At 63.1% G+C, this 20,349-nt stretch carries 20 protein-coding genes and 2 tRNA genes; 8 read left to right on the plus strand and 14 right to left on the minus strand.

The window, feature by feature from the left end; genetic code table 11:
- Positions 1–20 precede the first annotated feature (20 nt).
- The 6 genes from OED01_RS12270 to OED01_RS12295 form a co-directional block, all read right to left on the minus strand.
- Entirely contained in the window at positions 21–1,418 is a 1,398-nt protein-coding gene (locus OED01_RS12270; RefSeq protein WP_264155565.1) for an AlbA family DNA-binding domain-containing protein, read from the minus strand.
- Positions 1,419–1,567: 149 nt separating this feature from the next.
- Complete coding sequence (locus OED01_RS12275; RefSeq protein ID WP_264155566.1) at positions 1,568–2,536, minus strand: hypothetical protein; 969 nt, start codon at positions 2,534–2,536, stop codon at positions 1,568–1,570.
- 2 nt (positions 2,537–2,538) lie between these two features.
- Positions 2,539–4,518 (minus strand): ORC-CDC6 family AAA ATPase, encoded by a 1,980-nt coding sequence (locus tag OED01_RS12280; protein WP_264155567.1) that lies wholly within the window; start codon positions 4,516–4,518, stop codon positions 2,539–2,541.
- Positions 4,518–5,498: a phosphoribosyltransferase-like protein gene (locus OED01_RS12285; RefSeq protein ID WP_264155568.1), complete on the minus strand. Its 981-nt coding sequence runs from the start codon at positions 5,496–5,498 to the stop codon at positions 4,518–4,520. The genes OED01_RS12280 and OED01_RS12285 overlap by 1 nt, the downstream gene beginning before the upstream one ends.
- A gap of 3 nt (positions 5,499–5,501) precedes the next feature.
- Positions 5,502–6,557 carry a hypothetical protein gene (locus tag OED01_RS12290; protein WP_264155569.1) on the minus strand — a complete coding sequence of 352 codons (1,056 nt, stop codon included), beginning with the start codon at positions 6,555–6,557 and terminating at the stop codon, positions 5,502–5,504.
- A gap of 398 nt (positions 6,558–6,955) precedes the next feature.
- A complete protein-coding gene (locus tag OED01_RS12295; protein ID WP_264155570.1) occupies positions 6,956–7,693 on the minus strand; it encodes a hypothetical protein in 738 nt (245 codons plus the stop codon).
- Between the two features lie 104 nt (positions 7,694–7,797).
- Between OED01_RS12295 and OED01_RS12300 the strand changes: the two genes are divergently transcribed.
- The 8 genes from OED01_RS12300 (at position 7,798) to OED01_RS12335 (ending at position 13,951) form a co-directional block, all read left to right on the plus strand.
- Positions 7,798–8,196: a plasmid replication, integration and excision activator gene (locus OED01_RS12300; protein WP_264155571.1), complete on the plus strand. Its 399-nt coding sequence runs from the start codon at positions 7,798–7,800 to the stop codon at positions 8,194–8,196.
- Positions 8,196–9,602, plus strand: a complete 1,407-nt coding sequence (locus tag OED01_RS12305; protein WP_264155572.1) for an FtsK/SpoIIIE domain-containing protein — start codon at positions 8,196–8,198, stop codon at positions 9,600–9,602. The genes OED01_RS12300 and OED01_RS12305 overlap by 1 nt, the downstream gene beginning before the upstream one ends.
- The gene (locus OED01_RS12310; RefSeq protein ID WP_264155573.1) at positions 9,599–10,006 is read left to right on the plus strand and encodes a hypothetical protein; all 408 of its coding nucleotides are present in this window, start codon (positions 9,599–9,601) and stop codon (positions 10,004–10,006) included. Before OED01_RS12305 ends, OED01_RS12310 begins: the two co-directional genes overlap by 4 nt.
- A gap of 43 nt (positions 10,007–10,049) precedes the next feature.
- Complete coding sequence (locus OED01_RS12315) at positions 10,050–11,351, plus strand: replication initiator (protein ID WP_264155574.1); 1,302 nt, start codon at positions 10,050–10,052, stop codon at positions 11,349–11,351.
- 218 nt (positions 11,352–11,569) lie between these two features.
- Positions 11,570–12,688 carry a tyrosine-type recombinase/integrase gene (locus OED01_RS12320; RefSeq protein WP_264155575.1) on the plus strand — a complete coding sequence of 373 codons (1,119 nt, stop codon included), beginning with the start codon at positions 11,570–11,572 and terminating at the stop codon, positions 12,686–12,688.
- A gap of 2 nt (positions 12,689–12,690) precedes the next feature.
- A complete protein-coding gene (locus OED01_RS12325) occupies positions 12,691–13,452 on the plus strand; it encodes a DUF7662 domain-containing protein (protein ID WP_264155576.1) in 762 nt (253 codons plus the stop codon).
- Positions 13,445–13,654 carry a hypothetical protein gene (locus OED01_RS12330; protein ID WP_264155577.1) on the plus strand — a complete coding sequence of 70 codons (210 nt, stop codon included), beginning with the start codon at positions 13,445–13,447 and terminating at the stop codon, positions 13,652–13,654. Before OED01_RS12325 ends, OED01_RS12330 begins: the two co-directional genes overlap by 8 nt.
- A gap of 15 nt (positions 13,655–13,669) precedes the next feature.
- Positions 13,670–13,951 (plus strand): hypothetical protein, encoded by a 282-nt coding sequence (locus OED01_RS12335; protein ID WP_264155578.1) that lies wholly within the window; start codon positions 13,670–13,672, stop codon positions 13,949–13,951.
- On the opposite strand, the gene OED01_RS12340 is transcribed toward OED01_RS12335, so the two are convergent.
- The 8 genes from OED01_RS12340 to OED01_RS12375 form a co-directional block, all read right to left on the minus strand.
- Complete coding sequence (locus OED01_RS12340) at positions 13,945–14,592, minus strand: type IV toxin-antitoxin system AbiEi family antitoxin domain-containing protein (RefSeq protein ID WP_264155579.1); 648 nt, start codon at positions 14,590–14,592, stop codon at positions 13,945–13,947. The genes OED01_RS12335 and OED01_RS12340 overlap by 7 nt on opposite strands.
- Before the next feature lie 50 nt (positions 14,593–14,642).
- Positions 14,643–15,527, minus strand: coding sequence for a hypothetical protein (locus OED01_RS12345; protein WP_264155580.1), 885 nt, complete (start codon positions 15,525–15,527; stop codon positions 14,643–14,645).
- Positions 15,528–15,670: 143 nt separating this feature from the next.
- Positions 15,671–15,744: transfer RNA gene (locus OED01_RS12350), tRNA-Met, on the minus strand.
- Between the two features lie 34 nt (positions 15,745–15,778).
- Positions 15,779–15,850, minus strand: a tRNA-Thr gene (locus OED01_RS12355).
- A 51-nt stretch (positions 15,851–15,901) separates the two neighbouring features.
- Entirely contained in the window at positions 15,902–17,167 is a 1,266-nt protein-coding gene (locus OED01_RS12360; RefSeq protein ID WP_264155581.1) for a M23 family metallopeptidase, read from the minus strand.
- Between the two features lie 205 nt (positions 17,168–17,372).
- The gene (locus OED01_RS12365; protein WP_264155582.1) at positions 17,373–18,170 is read right to left on the minus strand and encodes an inositol monophosphatase family protein; all 798 of its coding nucleotides are present in this window, start codon (positions 18,168–18,170) and stop codon (positions 17,373–17,375) included.
- A complete protein-coding gene (locus OED01_RS12370; RefSeq protein ID WP_264155583.1) occupies positions 18,167–19,411 on the minus strand; it encodes a DUF4153 domain-containing protein in 1,245 nt (414 codons plus the stop codon). Before OED01_RS12370 ends, OED01_RS12365 begins: the two co-directional genes overlap by 4 nt.
- Positions 19,412–19,503: 92 nt before the next feature.
- Entirely contained in the window at positions 19,504–20,298 is a 795-nt protein-coding gene (locus OED01_RS12375; RefSeq protein ID WP_264155584.1) for an enoyl-CoA hydratase/isomerase family protein, read from the minus strand.
- Positions 20,299–20,349: the final 51 nt, after the last annotated feature.

The raw sequence follows: 20,349 nt of genomic DNA on the forward strand, positions 1-20,349 counted from the left end.
TGCCGCGTGATCCCAGCTTCCTAGGCTGTAGGGATAGCAACCGCCGGACCTTCGATACACCAGCTGGAACCGCCGCTCTCAGCTACCAGTGCTCCGAGACTATCCACGACGGTCAACAGGTCCCCGGGCGCGCTTTCATCAACGTACACCCCTGGGGAGAACACGATGGGCCAAACGTCTCCAGTCTCGGGCACCCCAATTCGATACACACCTGTGGTCGTGGGAACGCTCAGAATGCGCACGCGCGAGTCCACGCGCGCCCCAAGTCGCGAATGCAGGCGCGCCCGTGTGAGGCCAGGAAGGCGCAGGAGCCCAACCTCACGCTCCACGTCTCGAACCCTTTCGTGGCGTGCGCGCACTTCTGACTCTGCATCGGTAGATTCCCGAACGTCGTCGACCCAGCTGATACCGAATATCGGCGGCATGGCGTTGATCCGCCACAGCGCCGCGCTCACCAGATCGGAAGCTGCCGACGCCTGCCGACTCACCTCTGAGCCGGCGCGCCGAAGCGTTCTGTACGCAGCTGCCTCCGCCACGTTCGCGGAGTACAACGACACGTCGGCCGTCTCGCCCAGATACTCGTCGAACAGATCATCGACGAGCCTCCTGTGCTCTGCCTCGATATCAGACGCGAACCCGTGAATCGTCATCATCCGACTCTGCCTACCTCGCATGACTGCCCACCACGCGATCTCGCTAGTCATCTGGCCGAAGTTGCTCAGCAACTCGTCGCTCTGCATTCGTAGACGGTCAACTCCGTCGGCGACTTCACCAACTCGGCTTTCGAGCGATTGCAGCAATTCGTCTACGTCGCGGATGCTGGCTTCAATCGGAGCGAGGTCAGGCGGCAATCCCGGATCTTGGTCCTCTCTCGTACGCGCCCATCGGAAGTCCTCAATCGACTGTTGAATTGCGCGCAGAGCGTGCTTGAGCGGATCGCTGCCCTCGAATTCGTCGATCCACGCCGACAGACGCTGATTCTTGAAGATCTGCAGTGCCTGATCCTGCTTCATCGGTTGGATCCCACCGACACCACGTATATTCCAGCGCTCGCCCACGATGTGCGGCGCGGTTGTTGGACGAACTTCGACAACGAGTATCGGCTTCGTCGCAACGTTCTCTTGGTAGATGATGACTGCCGGAGGAGGAAGCACACTGTCATGGATCGTCTGACCGATCTGCAACTGCAGCGCATCGAGATCGAGTGGAGTGCCGGCGCCATCGAGGAGTCCAACGACGGAACCGACCTTGACCCCGGGAACATCAGAATCCTTCTCAGCGACGCCGAAGACAATTGTGTAGACCTTCGCTGCAGGCTGGTGCGCGACATAGTTAGCCCCAGCTGCCGCCTGCTTCGCGACGCTGCCGACTGCAACCATGCTCTTGAACTCAATATGCGGTTGCTCGCCTGCTGCCAAGAGCTCTTTCGTGCTCGCGCGAACTGTCTTGAAACGGCGACTAGATGACGTCATGCTACCAATACTGCACTGTGCGTGAGCATTGCGTTGGCTGATCCTGTTCGGCTCCGGCCAGGAAGCGACGCGCTCGAGACAAGACCGGCGCTGGATCAGTTACCGCCAGGTCGGACGATAGCGTCCAGTTCCAGTTTGTACTCGTGGATCGCACTCAGTCCGGCCGACGTTTCGCGGCTGTAACGCTGCGCGTAGGGAAAGAGAATGCTTGTCGGCGTACCCAGACCCTCACATAGGAAGTACCAAGCGAACCCCAACACTTGCGACTTTGGCCCCACAGGCGCGAGATAGACGTTGTCGACTTCGCCCTTTCGTCGCAATGACGTTAGGTGATCGCTGAGCACTTGTGCTGTCATGAATGGATTATTGGCTGGGGCGTAGAGCAGGCTTCGAGATCTGAAGTCATTGATCGACTCTTTCGCCTGAGAAATCCGGTAGACGCTCTCTTGATACATATGCGGCTGGAGCCCGGGCATCCCCACAAGGACATAATGATCGGCATTTCTCTTACTCTCGGCGACTGCCTTAACGAGCTCATGATCGTAACCGGCACCGATAATGAGACAATCGCGGGCATCAATCGAAGTCCGGTGAGCCCCGGCATAGCCAGGTACTACCGCGACCCGCTCAACCGGCCCCTTCGTAAACGTGGTCGCCTGACCAGACACGTAGGAAACCGGGTCAGAGTAGAGAAGCGTGGCCTCCTTGAACCCAGCGCGTTGCAGCATTAGCGGCAGGAGTAACAGATGGGGCCGCATCATCCCGGTGATGTCGATCGCAATCTTGGCGTCGGGAGTAATCGCCAGGTCGCTAAAACAACGCTCCCAGGCTTCAATCTCAGACTCCCTCGGGTCAGGTGTCCAACACGCTTCGCTTGGCAACTCGCCGTCGGCATACCCGTACTCGCTGTGAACCACCCAATATTTTTCAGCGGCAGGCAACAGATCGAACACACGGCGCACGCGCTCCGAATCGTTGAAAGCTGACACGAGGACGTCAAAAGAAGCTTCAGCGAGCTCGGCCGGAGTGCGTCGGTTCTTACTGAAAATACTGTAGTCGTACATGACTAGAACAGCTGCTCCGCGTTCGATGTCGTAAACGGCGCCCTTAGCGGCGCAGTCTTGCGCTTGGCAACGGTTCTGAAATCCGCCTCATCAGACTCAGGCGAGAATAGGGCAGAAACTTCCTCGCCCGAGAGCGTGAGGTCGCCACGCCGCCCGAAACCAAGACCGAAGAATGGCGCGAGCATGGGATGGAGCTGGTACTTCCGATGAACGGATCCTTGATTGCGCGCCTGTCTTCCACCCGGAACTTCCAACAGCATTCGATACTTGACACAGTCATTTATAACGTCGCGCGTAGCCTCGTTTATACCCTCCAGGTTCGACGAGAAGGTGGAAACACTAACTTCGGTTGGCTTATCAGAGTAGCGTATATCACGCAAAAGAGAGCCTAAACGTCGTACCGCTCGGTCACAGTAAGTTCCCGCGTCGCCAAGAGGTCTAACATCATTGAGATACCAGGCGGACGCCTCTCTTACTCCAGCGGACTGAGTCGACACCGGTATTACATCACTGCCCGAGAAAGGCCCCTCGCCTCGCCACTCTGCTCGAGACGTTATGTACTTCAACGTAACTAAAAGGCTACGGGGAAGGTGCCCTGACATTGAAATCAACGCGTCGACTCCCGAGTACGGTTGCTCCGTAGCGTGGTCGGCAAATATCTGCGCGGCCATATCATGTTTCCACAAGTTTAGAAAGTTGTTGAGTTGCTTCGATACACCCTCCCCCGTCGCGAGCGGCTCAATGAAGGCGCGCGCGGCCGTGAAATGACGCGGGCTGAATACCTTCGCCTTGCTCCACGCCTGGAACGCTCGAAGAATCGTTAGCTTCTCGAGCAACGGATGCTCGTCGAACATCACTGCTGAGACTGCCTCGCGCGCGAGTGCTATATCCGAAGTCGACTTGAAGACCGCATCTTGGAGGCTTCGAAGATAGTACCGTTCACCTTCGCCGACTGCCTCCAAGAGCTGAGAATCAAGCAGCGGTGAACTCCGCGGAGCTTCCAACTTATCCGTCCAGCGTGAGGCTCGCTCGTCGGGCAGCCCTGCCTCTCGTAGCCGCTTCTTGATCATGTCTAGACAGAACTTCTTGTACGAGTCTTCGCTCTGGCTGTAAGTCGTTTCAGGGACTACTTTGCGAAACTCACTTCCTTCCCGGTTCTCTTCGCCCGCGCTCAGTGTCATGTGGGTCCGGATCCCCCATTCGCGAGAGCCGATCAGGAAGGACGTGGGGAGTTGCTTCTCTCTTACAAGGGTGTTCACAAACATCTGCTGGCTTGCAGTGAGGTTTTCGAGCTCGTCCAACATGTAAGTGATCTTGATGTTCTCGAGTCCGGGGAGGCACGACTGCGCAAGCGTTCCTACACCGAACAACAGCGAGCCGGCGTTGAACCGGATAGTCACGTCAAGATTGCGAGTAAGCGGGGCGTTGTTCACTGCGGCATCAACCACCCGTTGAAGATCCGCGAGAGCATCCCGCACGTCTTTCAGCCGGTCGGTCGTTTCCTCTGCCCGCAGGCCATCGACAAGTTGAGACAGCCGTGCCACGAATGAATCGAGATGCTCTGGCGACCAGGGTTCTTCGGTGCGCTGGATGTCCACCAAAACATCCAGAAAGAGAAGGGTGAGGCGAACTTCAAGAGACTGCGCGAAGACGCTGCTCCACGCATCGCCTTCGATGCGTGCCCCTTCGAAGCGACTGCCATCCAGTCCGCTCGCAGGTGCATAGATTCCGACATACCCCTCGTCCTCGAGGCGGCTCAGGAGTGCACCTTTCCCCTGTGCCCTCGCCTTCTGGAGCGGATAAGAGTAATAGCGCATGAGATGCGTGCGGCCACCACCTTTGCCGCCCACAAGATACTGCGTGATGGGACTACGTGGGTCAACGAGAGGGTACTCGGCAGCAGAGAAGCTAACAAACCGTGTGGCAATTTCGCCGTCCGTGAAGTCGACGGCCTTAGTTACTTCGAACGGATTAACGGGCATTAGTTCACCTTATGAAAGCGAGGGAAGACGGGTTCCCATGGAACGGACGTCTCATTTAGCCAAAATACGGGCAGCGAGTTATCGGGAACGTTGTGTTCGAACCCGAGAAGAAGCTGTCCATCCAGATAGCCGAGGGGGTGCGAAGGAAAGAGCCGACTACCGTACGTTGTCGCGAGCTGTCTTCCCCCGTCCAGAGTGACACCGGCTGGCGGCGCTCGATACACTCTGGATTGAGCACTGAATGCCTTCTCAGCGTCATCAATTTCATGCACTGCCTCGACGCGATCAAATGGTAGCGCGCGGACGAGATCGAGGGCCGCTGGTCGCGCAAACAGGGTGAAGTACCAGATTTCCAATGGATCAGGAGAACTGGCCGTCGCTGTCCGGACATAGGACAATAGCTTTTTGCTATATTCAGTAGCTTGTTGCCCTGACCCCATGAGATCATCGACGAATACCAGTCTCTTCAAGCCTGGAATCGCGATAGAATTATTTGCGACACCAACTGCGTCACTCAGAATTTCATGTTGATGAATGAAGAGTGTTTTACTCAGGCCGTTTACTTGCCGAAAGTAGTAGAGTAGATGGGCACCACTTTCGGATGGGTTACCCATTCCTAGAAATCGAGTCCCGGACAACTCGTCGAGGTAGTGACTGTTGAGCACATCAAACTCTCGTGTCCCTCCGAGAGACTCGCGAGCTCGTTGAATGAGCGGATACCGATACAGATCGCGGTAGAGCGACTTCAACATGCCCCGAACAGTCTCGACGTTGAAGAAGTCAAAATTCGCCAGCAGATGGAGCGCGTGTAATCTTTCTTTGTCGATCTCGAAGGCTCGACCGTCAAAGTTCTCGAGCCAGCGGTTGACATCCGCGCCCGCGACTCGTCCGTCCCAGGCTTCCTGAGACAGCGTGCGTATACGACTATGAAGCCGCTCCTCATCGGTAGGATCGGCAAATTGAGAGTCCGAGGAAGACATCGGCTAGGCCTCTCGCTCAAAGATCTCGATGTACTCGGCATGAGACGGCATCGCGTTCGACCTTCGTTTTGTCAATAGCATTCGGCCCTTAATCTCGTCGCGAAGGCTAAGTGTCCGTCTGAAACCTGATTCCTCCAGCATGCCGCCAAGCAAGTCGTATGTATCGATCTCAACTCCGGCGACCGTGTTCGTTCCCGAGATGAACACCACACGTGCTGCTCGTTGCTCAATCTGTCCGATCACGCGCTCCATATCCGAAAAGTATGTGGCGTAAATTGCCCCCCGCGACGGAGAGGACAAACGCGCGGCCTCGACTACGTTGGCGATCCGAGGATGGCGCTCGAGACCGGTAACTTTCGCGTCGGTTGGCGCGAGGTGCTCACGCCCAATGCTGTTGTGCTCAAGTGCAACGGTGCCGCGATCTGCAGCGAACCCGAGCCAGCCGAGCTCAAGGCTGGAGCTACGGATGTACTTCTGCGCCGCTCCGTACGGCGGGCTTGTGAACACCAGCGCCCGCCCCCCTTGCTGAGAACGCAACCATGGCTCGGCTTCTCTAGAATCGCCAAGAGTCACTTGCACCCGTAGTGCCTGCGGGTCCAGCCGATCGAGTTTGTGTGCGAGTTTGCTCGCTTCTTTTGTCCACGTCTCCCATACATCTCGAGCCAATCGCGCCACCGGCTCTCGAGGCTTTACGGGCACGTGAATACGCCGGTCAGTGTTCGCGACGCGTTTTGCTGTTAGAGCCAAGACCAGCGCGATTGCGTCAGCCTGTGCGCCGGAGCTCCCAGCTGCCGCCGACGAGAGTCGACAGAGGGCCGAGTATGCCTCCGCTGAGTACCACTTCTTTACGTACATACTCGGCTCAAGGTGGCGGCGCGTTCGCTTCGCCGTCTCAAGTATGGAGCTACAAACGGCCAAGAAAGACTGTGTGTCGAGCGGTGTTGTCTTGACGCGAGAAGCAAGCGCACCCAGTGGATTCTGCTCGATTCCACTAGCGCTAATCCCTAAGTGCTGCGCTTCGACAAGCACGGTTCCTGCCCCGCAGAAGGGATCGATCACGTGATCAATGTCTCCGATGATCTGATCGCAACTAAGTAGCATTCGCGGAATGTGTCGCAGAAGGCGCGCGGGATAAGGAAAGGCACTGTGGGTGCGCTCGTCCGCCGGGAGCGGCCCAACTAGATCCCGAAAACTCACATCGATTGAGTTACCGCTATAGGTATCCAGGAGCTCGTCAAGTGCCGCCGTGTGAATGGGGCTGTAGGGGGTCAATGCCGTCGCAACCGATGTCATGGGTCAGCACTACCTTGCCGTAAGTGAGCGACTAGGTTGCGCGGGGACCGTGTCGAGGAGCGCGCGGACCGGAGCGGAGCGAGGACCGCACGCACCGCAGGCGCGGGCCCCCGGCCGGCCGGAGGACGGCCTTGAACGAGTAAAGAAAGTCTTCACAGATCGGCTCACTTCGTCACTCGTCGGACTCGCGTAGCCGTCGCCTTGACATCCTCAGGCTTGACCGCACGGGCCTGGAACCGCTTGTGCCACGTGTCAAACACGGTGAGGAGCTTCGGCTCTCGACGCTTCAACGCTGTCGACATGAAGGATGACAGGTCATCGATAGGACGGGTGATGCGCTCGTCGGCGGGGTTACGGACGAAGCCAAGCTGCTTCGGAGCATTCACACCGAAGAGCGCGATGAACTCCTCCGAGACGATCGTGCGCATCCGCTCGCGAATCTTCAATTGCTCATCGAGCGCGGGCGTGATTCCGCGGAAGTCGCTGTCGACCACCGAGATGAAGGGCTCGAGCACGATGTCGATGAGAGGCTCCGGCTTGAGAAGTTCCCGCACCGCCTGGACGTGCTGCTCGTTGTAGCGGTGTCGCAGAGCACTCGGCGATACGCGCTGCCACTTGGCAAGAGCAGAGAGCTCTGGACGCGGGTCGGCGACGGCCTGGCTGTAGGCGGTAATCAGCGCACGGATGTCCGCGGAGCGATCTGCAAGCTCGGTACTCACACCCGCGATCCGGTAGAGCCACTCCTCCGTGTCGTCCTCAGGCAGGTCCGTTGCTACAGGCGTCCACCTCGGGGCACGCGAGCGGTTGAAGTCCGAGATCGGATCGGTGCGGACCTTGGACAGGTTGGAGAGCAGCCCGACGACCGGCGCCGGTATCTGTAACTGATTCAGATTCTTGCCCACCACACGAGACTACGGGATCTCGTGTCGCAAAGTACTTGCGTTAAGTAAAGGTGCAAAGTACTGTGACAAACCTAAGCGAACTACCCCTATTTGAGGAGCCAGATATGGCACTGCAGTCAGGAATCCCGGTCAGCTTCGAGGCGTACTTCCCCCGCGGAGCGTTCATGGTCGGCGAGATCGAAGCGGTCGTGAAGTGGTCCGATGACGGCCAGCGTCAGGGACAGGATCTCGACAAGAACTCGGGGCACCCGCTGTGGCAGGTGCGCGTCATCGACGCAGATCCCGAGGCACGAAAGGGCCAGAACGAGGTCACGGTCAAGATTGCGAGCATCGCGGAACCGACGGCACCGCCGGAGGCCAATGGCCTGCCATTCCGGCCGGTCTTCTTCGACGGGCTCACCGTGACGCCCTACGTCAAAGAGACGGGTGGCCGCCCTCGCGTCGCCTTCTCCCTCCGCGCACGCGAGATGAAGCCTGCGGGCAAGCCGCGGGGCGGTGAGTGATGACCTGGTCCTGGCGTGTCGAACGCGCCTACTGGGCGGGCGAGTGGCCGCTGCTGTGGCGACGCGGCTGGTGGCTACTCCCCCTCCTGCTCATCCTCATGTTCTTTAGCGCAGCGCCCTTCGTCGGCCAGATCATCAACTGGACCGTCATCGTGGCGGCTTCGATCATCGTGTTGCGTCGGATTCGCGCCGCTCGGCACTTCGACTCGCTTCTGCAGCGCCGTTGGCACGAGCAGACCGCGAGGTGGATTGTCAGTGCCTGGCCGTCTCTCGCAGTTCAGCTGGGACTTGAGGTCAAGGACTACTCCGGGCGAAAGATCGTCACCGGCGCGGGAAACCCAAGCTGGGATGGCTCGACGTGCGTCCTTCAGGTATCGATGCCTCCGGGCGTCGCCCGAGAAGATCTCGTCGCGGCGACGACTCGCATCGCTCAGGCGTTCAACGCCGTACGCGTGACCGTCGTGGGCGAGCAGATCAGTTCGCTCGCCCTACGGATCGAGTACGTCGATGCACTGGCACAGCCCTTCGGCTTTCCGCTCGGAGGCACCTGGGACGGCACTTCTGTCCTCATGGGCATCTCGGACGGCGGTGACGAATGGCGGCTGTCTCTCGGGCCCCACACGCTCGTGGCGGGCTCCTCGGGCAGCGGAAAGGCCTCGCTCGTGTGGGGACTCCTCCTCGGCCTCGTGCAGCCGATCCATTCCGGATTGATCGAAGTATGGGGCATCGACCGCAAGGGCGGCATGGAACTGGCGATGGGACGCGACCTGCTGACTCGCTTCGCGTCCGACGCTGCCCACTCGGTCGCGTTGCTCGAGGATGCCGTCGATCAGATGCAGGATCGCGCACGGAAGCTCGCCGGGATCACGCGTCAGCACACCCCGTCCGTCGACAGCCCCACAGTGATCGTGCTGATCGATGAACTGGCTGCCCTCACGGCGTACGAGACGGATCGCGAGATGCTGCGGCGCGCGAACGCTGCCATCGCGACGCTCGCCTCTCAGGGCCGGGCAGTCGGCTTCATCGTCTTCGCGTGCCTTCAGGATCCGCGCAAGGAGACGATTCCGGCTCGCGGGCTGTTCACCCAGACGGTCGGACTCCGTCTGCGTGACCGGATCGAGACCGCCATGGTGCTCGGGGACGGCGCGGTCGCCGCTGGTGCGTTGTGCCACGAGATCTCAGCTTCCATGCCGGGCGTTGCCTACGTCCTTGCGGAGAACGGAACGCCGCCGCAGAGGGTACGCGCGGCCTACGCACCTGACGAACAGATACGCGAGGCCTCACTCGCCTACTTCGCCCCAAAGCCGCGGCCGGTGGTTCTGCCGGTTCCGGAGGACGAGCCGAAACCAAGACGGACCCGCGCCACCCGCAGGACCAAGACAACCGAACCTCAGGAGGAATCATGAAGAATCGCATCGGGATCGCAGCAATCGCGATCCTCACCGGCGCAGTGCTGCTGATCGGAGGTGCAACCGGCGGCTACGCGATCGCCGCGCACACCTCGCCCACCGCTGACGAGGCATCCGCAAAGCCCGTGCCCTGCAACCTGCGGCTTGTCTGGGATCGTGTCGAACAGGACTACCTCGCGGTCTACGAGGACTCAGCGATGGTCTCGTATACCGGCGCCTATGGCCGAATCGCGAACCTGTCTTGTACCGACGCCGACATCCTCGAGTGGCAGCAGCACCGTCGCGTGAATGACCTCGACGCTGCGGTCTGCCGCCCCGTGCTGGCAGCGGACGTCATCGGCACGGTATCTCCGATCGGCTGCGCCTTTCCGACGATGGTGGTGACCGGTGAGCCTCGCTGAGTCCGTCGCCACACGCCTGCGGAGCGCGGAGTTCGATCAGTGAATGACCGCTGCCGCTCGCGTTGGATTCTGCTCGAACCCGGTTCGCCTGACTGGCTCTTCGGCAACGCTCGATCCGCAGAGCGGAGAGGTGATCCGCGAGTTCGCCACGTCGACGCAACCCGACGGTCTTTCCTACACGCGTTGCGGCAACCGACGTGCCCGTCGATGCGAGTCGTGCAGCCACGAGTACAAGGGCGACACCTGGCACATGATCATGGCCGGTGCCGCGGGCGGGATAAAGGGCGTCCCTGAGTCCGTCGCTGATCACCCGATGGTGTTCGTAACCCTGACAGCGCCATCCTTCGGCTCGGTCCACTCGACTTCGCGGTCACGGCTGCGCGGTGTCTGCTCCCATGGTCGACCGCGCGGCTGCAACGGCGACCACGAGCAGGGGGACCCGATGCTCGGCGATCCGATGTGCGACGAGTGTTACGACTACGAGGGACACGTCGTGTGGCAGTTCTTCGCTCCCGAGCTGTGGCGTCGATTCACGATTCAGCTCAGGCGAAGCCTCGCTCACGAGATGGGCGTCACGCAGCGTGCCGCCGCCGAAGTGGTTCGAGTTCAGTTTGCGAAGGTTGCTGAGTTCCAGCGTCGCGGCTCCGTGCACTTCCACGCGATCGTTCGACTCGATGGCGTCAACACCACCGAGGAGTTCCCGCCGACCCCAGCCGATGTAACCGAGGCGCATCTAACGGCTGCGGTCAAGGCGGCAGCGCAGCGAGTTTCGTTCGAAGCGCCGATCGTCGGCAACGATCTGACCACACGGATCCTTCGATGGGGTTCTCAGCTTGACGTGCAGCCGATCGTCCGGCGCGAAGGGCTCGACGGGGCGCTGTCGGATCGTGCAGTCGCTGCGTACATCGCCAAGTACGCGACGAAGGCGACGGAAGATCTGGATGGCGACACGGGTGGACGGCTCCACATCCGGCGCATCAAGGCGACTGCAGAGTTGATCGCGGACGCAAGCGGAGCAGAAAGCCCGTACGTCCTGTTGGCCAAGTGGGCGCACATGCTCGGCTTCCGCGGGCACTTCTCATCGAAGTCGCGCCGCTACTCCGTCACCCTCGGCGCGCTGCGCGGCGCTCGGCGTCGTTGGCGACTTGATCGGGTCATCGAGCGCGCTCAGGCCGAAGGACATGACGTCGATGAAGTCCTCGTGATCGGCAGCTGGAGTTTCGCCGGGATGGGATGGCGCACCGAGGGTGATCGCGCTCTTGCGGTCGAAGCGGCACGAGCAACACGTGAATGGCGAGACGCGCGACGTGTGCGTTTCGAAGAGAAAGGAGAGAAGGATGCGTAACACCGCGGAGCTCGTTGAAGACCGAGCCGACATCGAGTCAACTCAGGTCGACAAGTACATGACCCGAAAGGAGGTCGCCGAGCGTTGCCGCGTCCCGCTGTCGACGTTCGATTCGCTGCGGCGACAGGCACGCGTCCCCTTCCCTGACGCGCACGTGGGCAAGCACATGCTCTGGCGAACCTCCACGATCGAAGCCTTCCTGAACTCGGGAGGTACTCATGGCCTCCGGTAACGAGCGGATCGACCCGAAGACGAGGAAGGCGCTCCCCGAGGGCATCCGGTATCGCACCGACCGAAACAAGTACCAGGTGCGAGTGTGGGCGCTCGGGATCAACGGAGAGCAGCGGGAACGCAGCTTCCTCGTCGACACTCTCGCGGAGGCCAAGAAGCTCCGCAGCGAGGCCCGGCTCAATGTTCGACCTGAGGGCGGGATGACTCTCAATGCCTGGAAGGTACGCCACTGGGCGACCTTGATCGGAGGTGTCCGCCCCGCGACAGAAGCAGCGTACGAGCGCGGTTGGCGACTCCGTGTGCAGCCGTGGCTCGGTCATCGGAAGCTCGAGTCGATCGGAGTCACTGACGTCGATGACGCAATAGCCGGCTGGACCGGAACGGCGTCGACGCGGAATGACGCTCTCGCAGTACTCAGTCGTCTACTCGAGGGCGCTGCGCGTGCTGGGATCATCTCGGCGAATCCAGTGCGGCTGGCACGGCGGCCTCGGCAGGAGCGGTCCACGGACGTCCGCTCTCGAGCGCTGACTGTTGCCGAAGTCGGGATCATGCTCGACTTCGTCGAGAGCGAGCCTCACCGCGACTACCTCGCCGCTCTCGTCTACACGGGCATGCGGGCAGGCGAGGCCAGCGCACTGCGGGTCAGCGACGTGGATCTCGCCCATGGGGTGATCAACGTTCGGCGCAGCTTCTCGCCAGCAGGCGGCGGCAAAGTACGCGAGCAGACCCCGAAGAGCCACAAGGAGCGCACCGTTCCGCTGCCTTCTGCACTGCGGCCCGTCATCGTTCGCCGTGTGCAGGGCCGCGGTCGAAACGAACTGGTCTTCACCGGACCGAATGGCGGACGCCTGAACACTTCGAACGTACGACGAGCCGTCGACTGGGATGCCCTGCGAGCGCGGTTGGATCGCCCGGACCTTCGTGTCCACGATCTCCGCCACACGCTGGCCACGCTGCTGTTCGACGCTGGAGCCGCCGCGAACGACGTCCAGGCGATCCTCGGGCACTCATCGATGCAGGTGACCGAGAAGTACACCAAGGCGCGGGCCGATGCTGCGCTGCGCGCAAACGGTGCGCTCGACAAACTGATGGGAATGGAGAAGTAACGATGGTTCGGGATTATCACGAGGTTCGGCTGGGGCACTACTCGCCGCTGTTCGATTACCTGATGGAGCACAACGACGAAGACTCGATCGCGCTGACCTTCGAGGAGATCGAGACGATCCTTGGAAGGCCGCTGCACCCGAGCGCGCGAACGCACGGCCTTGGATGGTGGACCACCAATCCGACGGCAACGCAGGCTCGGAGCTGGCTGGCTGCCTCACGGCATCCGCGCCCCATAGGAGACGGCCGCGTGGAATTCATCGCGGCGAGCACCATCTCGTGGAACGGGGCTTTCAAGAGCCTCCGCATTACGCGGATGGCCGTCGAGTATGCCCGTGATCGTCTCAGTGACTCGGTGTCGCTCGACAAGTGGATGCGCGAGATCACCGACGGGTGGTGGGAGCCCCATGTCGTCTACGTGATTCACTATGGCGAGGCGAACGTCACCAAAGTCGGGCTCACGAACGTCAACTCATCGCGGCTCCGGATGCTGACTCAGATCGGTGGCGAACTGGTCGACACCTTCCAGGTGCCGAACCGTTGGGTGGCGAGGGTGCTTGAAGGCGAGTGTCTGACGCTCGCGGATGACTTCCGAGTCGAGCCTCCTCTGTGGCTTGCGCAGGTAGCGGGTGCCACGGAATTCTGGCGAGACGGATTCGAGCTGCCGCCTCTGCAGAGCGTCTTCGAGAGCACATGCAACCCGGAAGCCAGCGATAGTTGGAATACCTCAATCGCCCGCTCCGGGGCGGCGGTCAACGATGGCTGACCAGACCGCACTCGAGCACCTTCTCGCAGAGGACGAGTCACTCGTCCTGATCATCGCTGCGCTTGGCGAGTATCGCTCTCTGCTGCGTGACAACCAGGAGACCGCGGTCTCCGACGCGGAGCACGCGTACTTCATCCGCCTTATCGCGATGGTCAACGAGATCTTGTGCCCGCTGGGCGCCGAAGAGTCCAAGAAGCGCTGACTGGAGGGGACCCGCATGGTCGTCACGGAGTTTCGCGAGCGGGTAGTCGGTTCGCGTCAGCGCCGCGTCATCGGAACCGTCGTCGTTGATGAAGCTACGGGCGGGTACACCATCACAGGTCGCTTGGAGATCGAGAGGATCTCCATCCTCGATCGGAAGGCACCCGGCGGCCGGCTATGGCTTCGCGACGATCCGGCTCGTTGGGCTCGCACCTGCCACCGAGCCTTCCGCAGCGGGTATCTCGTCGCAGTCGTTGTTGCGGACGCCACTACCGGAATGCGCGCATCGGATCAGTGAAGCCGGTCAATCCAGGATTCCTCCACTCCCCCGGCGAGCATCAGGCGTTCCGCAAGTGCGGCACCGGATGTCTCACCATTGCGGTGTGCCAGTGGTTCGAGGAGCTGCGCAAGTCGTCGCGGTCGAAGGAGCGTTCCCCGCTGCACCGCCTGCCAAAGCGCATCCGCGACGAGCGACGAATCTTCACGAGCTTCGACAACGTCAGCGATCGTGCGCTCGACCGTCATAGCCGGAAGCCCGTCGACGTAAACGACGTCTTCTTCATCCAGCCGCCGTACGCGAAGCCTCACATCCGAGAGACGTGTCGTTCGTCGGACCGGCGTGACGAAGTCGCTCTCTCCGGGGAACCAGTCACCGAGCCGATGCAGAGTCGCTGCTGTCTTTCCCCCCGCGACGACAAGTGCACCAGTCGCCCCGCCGAGGGCCAGCCAGTGAACACGGATGGCGTCCACCTCTTGCGCAGCTGCGGGCGCACCGGCCATACGGTAGACGCCCTGAGCGAGACGCTCAATCGCTCCAGATGCCGCGAGGCGGGAGAGGACTTTGCGAGAGATGTCTGCTTCAGCGGCCTGTGCTGCCGTAAGCATCCCCCACCGCTCGCTCGCGATTGCGCCAAGTCTTGCGATCGTTCGACCATTCATACAACCTTTGTACCCGTAACACGCGACAAATGCTGTATCGCTTCCACTATCTACGCTGAGCGCGATTGCCCGATTTGGATCTTTCGGCGCGCCAGTAGCTCCATCGCCGTTTTGAGTTGCAAGACCACGGCGTCCACCGTGTATTGCAGCGTTGCCGTGTCGTTCGTGACCTGAACGCCTAGAACACCATCCCCATAGTCGGCGTGCTCCGTATGCTGCATGAATCGAACCGTTCGGAGCATCGAGGGATGACTCAGACCACTGATCATCCGCCACACCATCTCACCGTGTCCACCCGGCAACCCGGTCGCCTCCGTGGCTTCTCGAACTATCTCGGCGAACCCAACACTAAATCGCGCTTGCGTCGGATCCGCTACGTCCGCCCTCGCGGCAATTGCGCGGATCTGGTCCACGTACTTCTTCTTCCAAGCCTTGTGTTGCTTACGCTGCCGATCAAGCAGGTGAACTAGCTCTTCCGGTGCCAGGCGCTCAGACGCACCCACGAACGACGCCTCGTCGTTGACTTCACGCCAGAGATTCCGAATGTAACGCTCTGCCCGCTGGCGCGAATCAGCCGGGTGCAGAATCCACAAGGCGATCGACGCGGCCTCCAGACCCGAGCGAGCCACGGGGTAATGCGCCACGAAAGGGATGGCGAGCTCGCCTTCCGCGGGTATCAAGACGCTCAGCGCGCGCAAGCAATCGACAGCGTGATTCAGATTGTGATGGACGTGCGAGCTGATGCGAGTCCAGTGCGTCAGGGCGTCGTCGACCGCCAGCTCGCTTCTCGGGTTCGCAGTCACTCCGGCGATACGGTTCCATCGCTCGATCAGGCCCGGCACCAGCGCCATGCGCCCGCGAATATGATCCACGGAGGCGAGCTCCGTGGCGTCTTGGATCGGGACTGCGCGGCTCCCGTGGTACTCGTCGCCCATGGAGAAGAGTCTGACCTCAACCTCCGACATCCGGGCTGCGTCAGGCCGAAACCGGCACAGAACCGGCACAACCTCCACCGCGGCCTCTCCAACCAGCCACCCGGATACGACAAAACCCCCGGAAATCCGGGGGTCCTGGTTTGTAGCAGGAGCGGGGCTTGAACCCGCGACCTCACGATTATGAGTCGTGCGCTCTCACCAACTGAGCTACCCTGCCGCAAGGCATTCCGCTCGTGAAAGCGAATGCTGCGAGCCCCGAGTCAGGATTGAACTGACGACCCCTTCCTTACCATGGAAGTGCTCTGCCACTGAGCTATCGGGGCGTTGTCGCCCTGTTCAGGCAACCACACGAGAATACCAGATCCCCGGCCCTCTCACGAAACCGGGCTGACCCCGTCGTAGCGTCCGGCGTTCTCCTGCATCCACGGCAGCGGGTTGACCGTCGAGCCGTTGATGATGATCTCGAAATGCAGGTGCGCGCCGTACGAACGGCCCGTGTTGCCGACCAGTCCGATGATGTCGCCCACCTTCACCTTGTCGCCGGTCTTCACCCGCAGCGAGCCGTACTGCATGTGCGCGTAGTGGCTCGTCACGACTTCGCCGTCGATGATGTGATCGACGTAGGCGGTCACGCCGTACGCGCCGCCGGACTCGGTGGCGATGCGGACGGTGCCGTCGGCGATCGATTGGATGGGCGCACCGCTGCCCGGCACCAGGTCGATGCCTGCGTGCAGACGACCGTAACGCGGGCCGTAACCCGAGCTCATCGCCACACCGACCACGAACGGCCACTGGATCGCCGCCTCGGGGTCGTTCGTGTACAGCGAATCCGAGTACTGGATTCCCTCTTCCGCCGCGAGGTCGACCAGCGACGCGGCCGAATAGACCTCGTTGCGCTGCAGGTTCGGGTCCACGACGTCGGAGGAGGCGACGAACGCCTGGATCTCCTCGTCGGATGCCGCAGCACCCGGCACATCGGTCCCGGCCGCCACCAGCGACATCGCCGACGTCGCCTGAACACCCTGCGCCGCGGCGACCGCCTCGGCCGGAAGCGTCATCGACACCGCCAGCAATCCGGCGAGTCCCATCACGCCGACCGTCGCTCCGGCCGCGACGAACCTGCGCCCCTTCAGGCGGCGGACGCGGCGGGGCGCGACATGCGCTTCAGCGTCTGCCGGCTCGGAGACCGTCTCGGCCGCGGGCGTGGCGACGAAGGATGCCGAGGGCTGGGCGCGGAAGGTCTGCGAGGCCGCGGTGAAGAGGTCCTCGTCCGTCACGGACTCGGCGGTCGAAGGAGTCGGATCGGCCGGAGATTCGGCGCTGACCGGATCCGGAGCGGGCTCGACGGATTCCGGAAGATCGACCGGGCCGGTCTGCGAGGTCACGACGACGACCGAGTCCGCCAGGATCTCGTCGACGGCGACGTCCGAAGGTGCGGCGTCCGCGGCCTGGCCACGCGACATCCGTCCGCTCGCGGCCGGCATCGGGGAGAGATCGATCGTGGAGTTCTCGTTCTCGGCGGCCGACTGCGTCGCGACGGGCTGTGTGGATCGCAGGCGAGCAGCGCGCCGCGACAGGGGCGCGGCCGCGTCGACGGAGGCCGATGCGACCCGGACCTCACCGGCGGTCACCTCATCCACCGGAGTCGCGGAAGCCGCGATGCGGTGGCGGCTCGAGCGGCGCGTGGGCGCACTCTCAGCCTCGGTTGTGTCGAAGGGCAAAACGGGGATCTTTCGGTCAAGCTCGGGGGCGCTTACTCACCTGCGTCTTCGGGTGACGAAGGTAACGAATGGATAAACACTACAACGTGGACGCTGAGAATGCCATGAGCGAAACCACCTTCTGTCAGGCGAGGATCGCTCGCAGGCGGTCGTGCACTTCGTCTCCGCCGGCGATGAGCATCGGCCTCGGAGATGCCGTGTCCAGACGGCTGACGCGACCGCCGGCCTCCTGCACGAGCAGTGCCCCGGCCGCGAAGTCCCAGGGGTTGAGGCCCCGCTCGAAGTACCCGTCGAGACGGCCGGCGGCGACGTAGGCGAGGTCGAGCGCGGCCGAGCCGCCGCGGCGCAGGTCGCGCGCGATCGGCATGACCGTGCGGACGGTCGCCAGGTCGCCGTCGTGCGTGGAGGGGTCGTATCCGAATCCGGTGGCCAGCAGCGCACCGGCCCGGATGTCCGTCGTGACGCGCAGCGGCCGGGCGCCCTGCCAGGCGCCGCCGCCGCGCACAGCGGAGAACAGCTCACCGAGCGCCGGGGCGCTCACGGCCGCGGCCAGCGGCTCCCACTCATCCGGGTGGACCGAACCGTGCACGGCCGCGATGCTGACGCTGTAGGCGGGCATCCCGTACGCGTAGTTCACGGTGCCGTCGATCGGATCGACGACCCAGGTCACACCGGTGTCGCCGGCGCTGCCACCGGACTCCTCCCCCAGAAACGCGTCGCCGGGACGCTCGGCCGCCAGGCGCGTTCTGATGAGGTCTTCGACTTCCCGGTCGGCCTCGGTCACGATGTCGGCGAGCGTCGACTTCGTCGCGGCGAGCGCGACGCCGACGGAGCGGCGCAGCTTCGCCAGTTCGCCGGCCTCACGGGCGATGTCCACCGCGAGGGCGTGCAGCCGCCCCGCGTCGACCTCTCCGTGACTCACTGCTGGGGAGCCGTGGGAGGCACCGGCGGCGCGGGCGGGGCCGGAGGCGGCGGCGCGAACGCGGCGGGCTGCGCCGGCTCAGCCGGGCGGGTCGGCTCAGTGGGCTGGGCAGGCTCGGCGGGCTGGGCAGGCTCAGCCGGTTCAGCGGGCTGTGCAGGCTGGGCCGGTTCCACAGGCTGCGCCGGGTCAACGGGCTGCGCCGGTTGCGGCTGGTCCTGCGGCTGCGGGGCCACCGGAGCCGGCGCCACCGGCTCGGCCGGCCATTCCGCGGGCGCCGGAGCCGCATCCTGCGGCTGGTCCTGTGCCGGCCACGCCGGAGCCTCCTGCGCCGGCCAAGCCTGAGGCTGCTGCTCCTGCGCCGGCCACGCCGGAGCCTCCTGCGCCGGCCAGACCGGCGACTGCGGCGCCTCGGGCCATGCCTGGGCCGTCGGAGTCGCGCCGTATCCGGTGGGGGCGGTGTAGGCGGCGGGCAGCGCCGGAGTCTGCGGCGTGGGGTGACCGGTGTAGTAGGCGTTCCAGTCGGGCGAGCCGTCTGCGAGCACCGGCAGCGGCGTGGCTCCGTCCGCGTAGGTCGGCCACTGCTGGCTGGGCGCCGGCGCCACCGGCTTCGGCTTCTTCGGCGCGAAGAGCGCGTTCAGCAGCGGGATCAGCGTCGTGCCGACAGCTGCGAGGATGGCGAGGGCGACGACGATCCGCCAGTACAGGTCGTTGTAGACGAAGGTGTGCGGGAAGGTCAGGTAGAACACCAGCATCGCGACGAGTGCGACGAGGAAGACCAGCGTCAGGTAGTAGATGACGCGCGTGAACACGGTGACGTACCGTTCGGCGGCCGGCTTGAACAGGCGAACGTGCAGCATGGCGAGCTGCAGGATGCCGACCACGATCAGGAGCTGGAAGAACCGCTCGGCTCCGGTGCCGAAGTAGCCGGTCTCCTCGGGAAGCCAGATCTTCACCGCTCCGACGAGGAGGGCGATGATCCACGTGATCATGCTGGTCAGCGCGAGCCAGTCGGGCCGGTTCGGGGCGAGCCCGGCTTCCAGGATCGCGATCCCCGCGAAGCCCGCGAGCAGGAGGATGGTGAGGAATGCGCGTCCGATCAGGCCGTCCTGATCCCCGATCAGCACCCAGATCACGCACACCAGAGCGGCGGCGATCAACGCGCCGATCGCGATCCAGATGGCCCCCCTGATCAGCAGCGATGCGTTCGGCTTCGCGACTGCGACTTCCCCCGATTGCGACATGGCATTCCTCTCGTCCGCCTGCGTGCTCTCATCCTGCCATGCCGGTACGACGCGCGGGAGGCGTACGCGCTGAGCTGGGGAGACGGCTCGGTTCAGCCGCGCTTGGCCGAGGCGGCGGCGAACCCCGCGACGCGCGCCTTCGCATCCGCGGTCTCGAACGACGCACCGATCGAACGGGCCTCTTCACTGAGCTGCTCCGCGAAGGACCGGGACGGCTCCGAGCGCACGAGCCGCTTGGCCTGCCCGTATGCGCCGGCGGCTCCGGCGAGCCAGAACCGGGCGATCTCCTCGGCACGCGCTCTGACGCGGTCGGCCTCGTCCGCGGCGTCCGTTCCTTCCACGACCTCGGCGACGAGCCCCCAGTCGAGCGCCTCCTGCGCCGAGAGCAGGCGGTCCTGGAGGACCAGCTGCAGAGCCCGCCGCTCACCGACGGCTCGGGTGAGCTGGGCGGAGACGGACAGATCGGGGGTGAGGCCGATGTTCGCGTACAGGCTTCCGAGCTTCGAACGGCTGCCGACGACGGCGTAGTCGCCGCTGAGCAGGATGCCCAGGCCACCGCCGGCCGTCGTGCCGTGGGCTGCGGTCACGACCGGCACGGCGGATTCGACGAGCGCTCGGATGCCGGTGTTGATGACCTCGGCGAGGGCCGTGATCTCCGAACCTGAGCCCATCGTGGTCGCCATGTCGAGGACGTCGCCGCCCGCGCAGAACGCAGGTCCGGCCGCATCTATCAGGACGGCCTGGACGTCGTCGCGCGTAGTGGCCTCGATCGTCGCGTCGCGCCACGCGTGGGCGAGGGCGGCGTTGAAGGCGTTGAGCCGGCTCGGACGGTTGAGCGTGAGTCGCGCCATCCCCTCGGATACGGACAGCAGAATGGCGTCGCTCATGGCGTCTCCTTCGATGCACAGGACGGTTTCGTCCAGCGTAATCGGGCGAGC

Source organism: Microbacterium sp. M28, assembly GCF_025836995.1.
Lineage (GTDB): Bacteria > Actinomycetota > Actinomycetes > Actinomycetales > Microbacteriaceae > Microbacterium.

Coding starts and splice junctions, on each gene's coding strand:
- OED01_RS12275 (WP_264155566.1), bottom strand. CDS start 2,536: ATGTACGACTACAGTATTTTCAGTAAGAACCGACGCACTCCGGCCGAG.
- OED01_RS12280 (WP_264155567.1), bottom strand. CDS start 4,518: ATGCCCGTTAATCCGTTCGAAGTAACTAAGGCCGTCGACTTCACGGAC.
- OED01_RS12285 (WP_264155568.1), bottom strand. CDS start 5,498: ATGTCTTCCTCGGACTCTCAATTTGCCGATCCTACCGATGAGGAGCGG.
- OED01_RS12300 (WP_264155571.1), top strand. CDS start 7,798: ATGGCACTGCAGTCAGGAATCCCGGTCAGCTTCGAGGCGTACTTCCCC.
- OED01_RS12305 (WP_264155572.1), top strand. CDS start 8,196: ATGACCTGGTCCTGGCGTGTCGAACGCGCCTACTGGGCGGGCGAGTGG.
- OED01_RS12310 (WP_264155573.1), top strand. CDS start 9,599: ATGAAGAATCGCATCGGGATCGCAGCAATCGCGATCCTCACCGGCGCA.
- OED01_RS12315 (WP_264155574.1), top strand. CDS start 10,050: ATGACCGCTGCCGCTCGCGTTGGATTCTGCTCGAACCCGGTTCGCCTG.
- OED01_RS12320 (WP_264155575.1), top strand. CDS start 11,570: ATGGCCTCCGGTAACGAGCGGATCGACCCGAAGACGAGGAAGGCGCTC.
- OED01_RS12325 (WP_264155576.1), top strand. CDS start 12,691: ATGGTTCGGGATTATCACGAGGTTCGGCTGGGGCACTACTCGCCGCTG.
- OED01_RS12330 (WP_264155577.1), top strand. CDS start 13,445: ATGGCTGACCAGACCGCACTCGAGCACCTTCTCGCAGAGGACGAGTCA.
- OED01_RS12335 (WP_264155578.1), top strand. CDS start 13,670: ATGGTCGTCACGGAGTTTCGCGAGCGGGTAGTCGGTTCGCGTCAGCGC.
- OED01_RS12340 (WP_264155579.1), bottom strand. CDS start 14,592: ATGAATGGTCGAACGATCGCAAGACTTGGCGCAATCGCGAGCGAGCGG.
- OED01_RS12345 (WP_264155580.1), bottom strand. CDS start 15,527: ATGGGCGACGAGTACCACGGGAGCCGCGCAGTCCCGATCCAAGACGCC.
- OED01_RS12370 (WP_264155583.1), bottom strand. CDS start 19,411: ATGTCGCAATCGGGGGAAGTCGCAGTCGCGAAGCCGAACGCATCGCTG.
- OED01_RS12375 (WP_264155584.1), bottom strand. CDS start 20,298: ATGAGCGACGCCATTCTGCTGTCCGTATCCGAGGGGATGGCGCGACTC.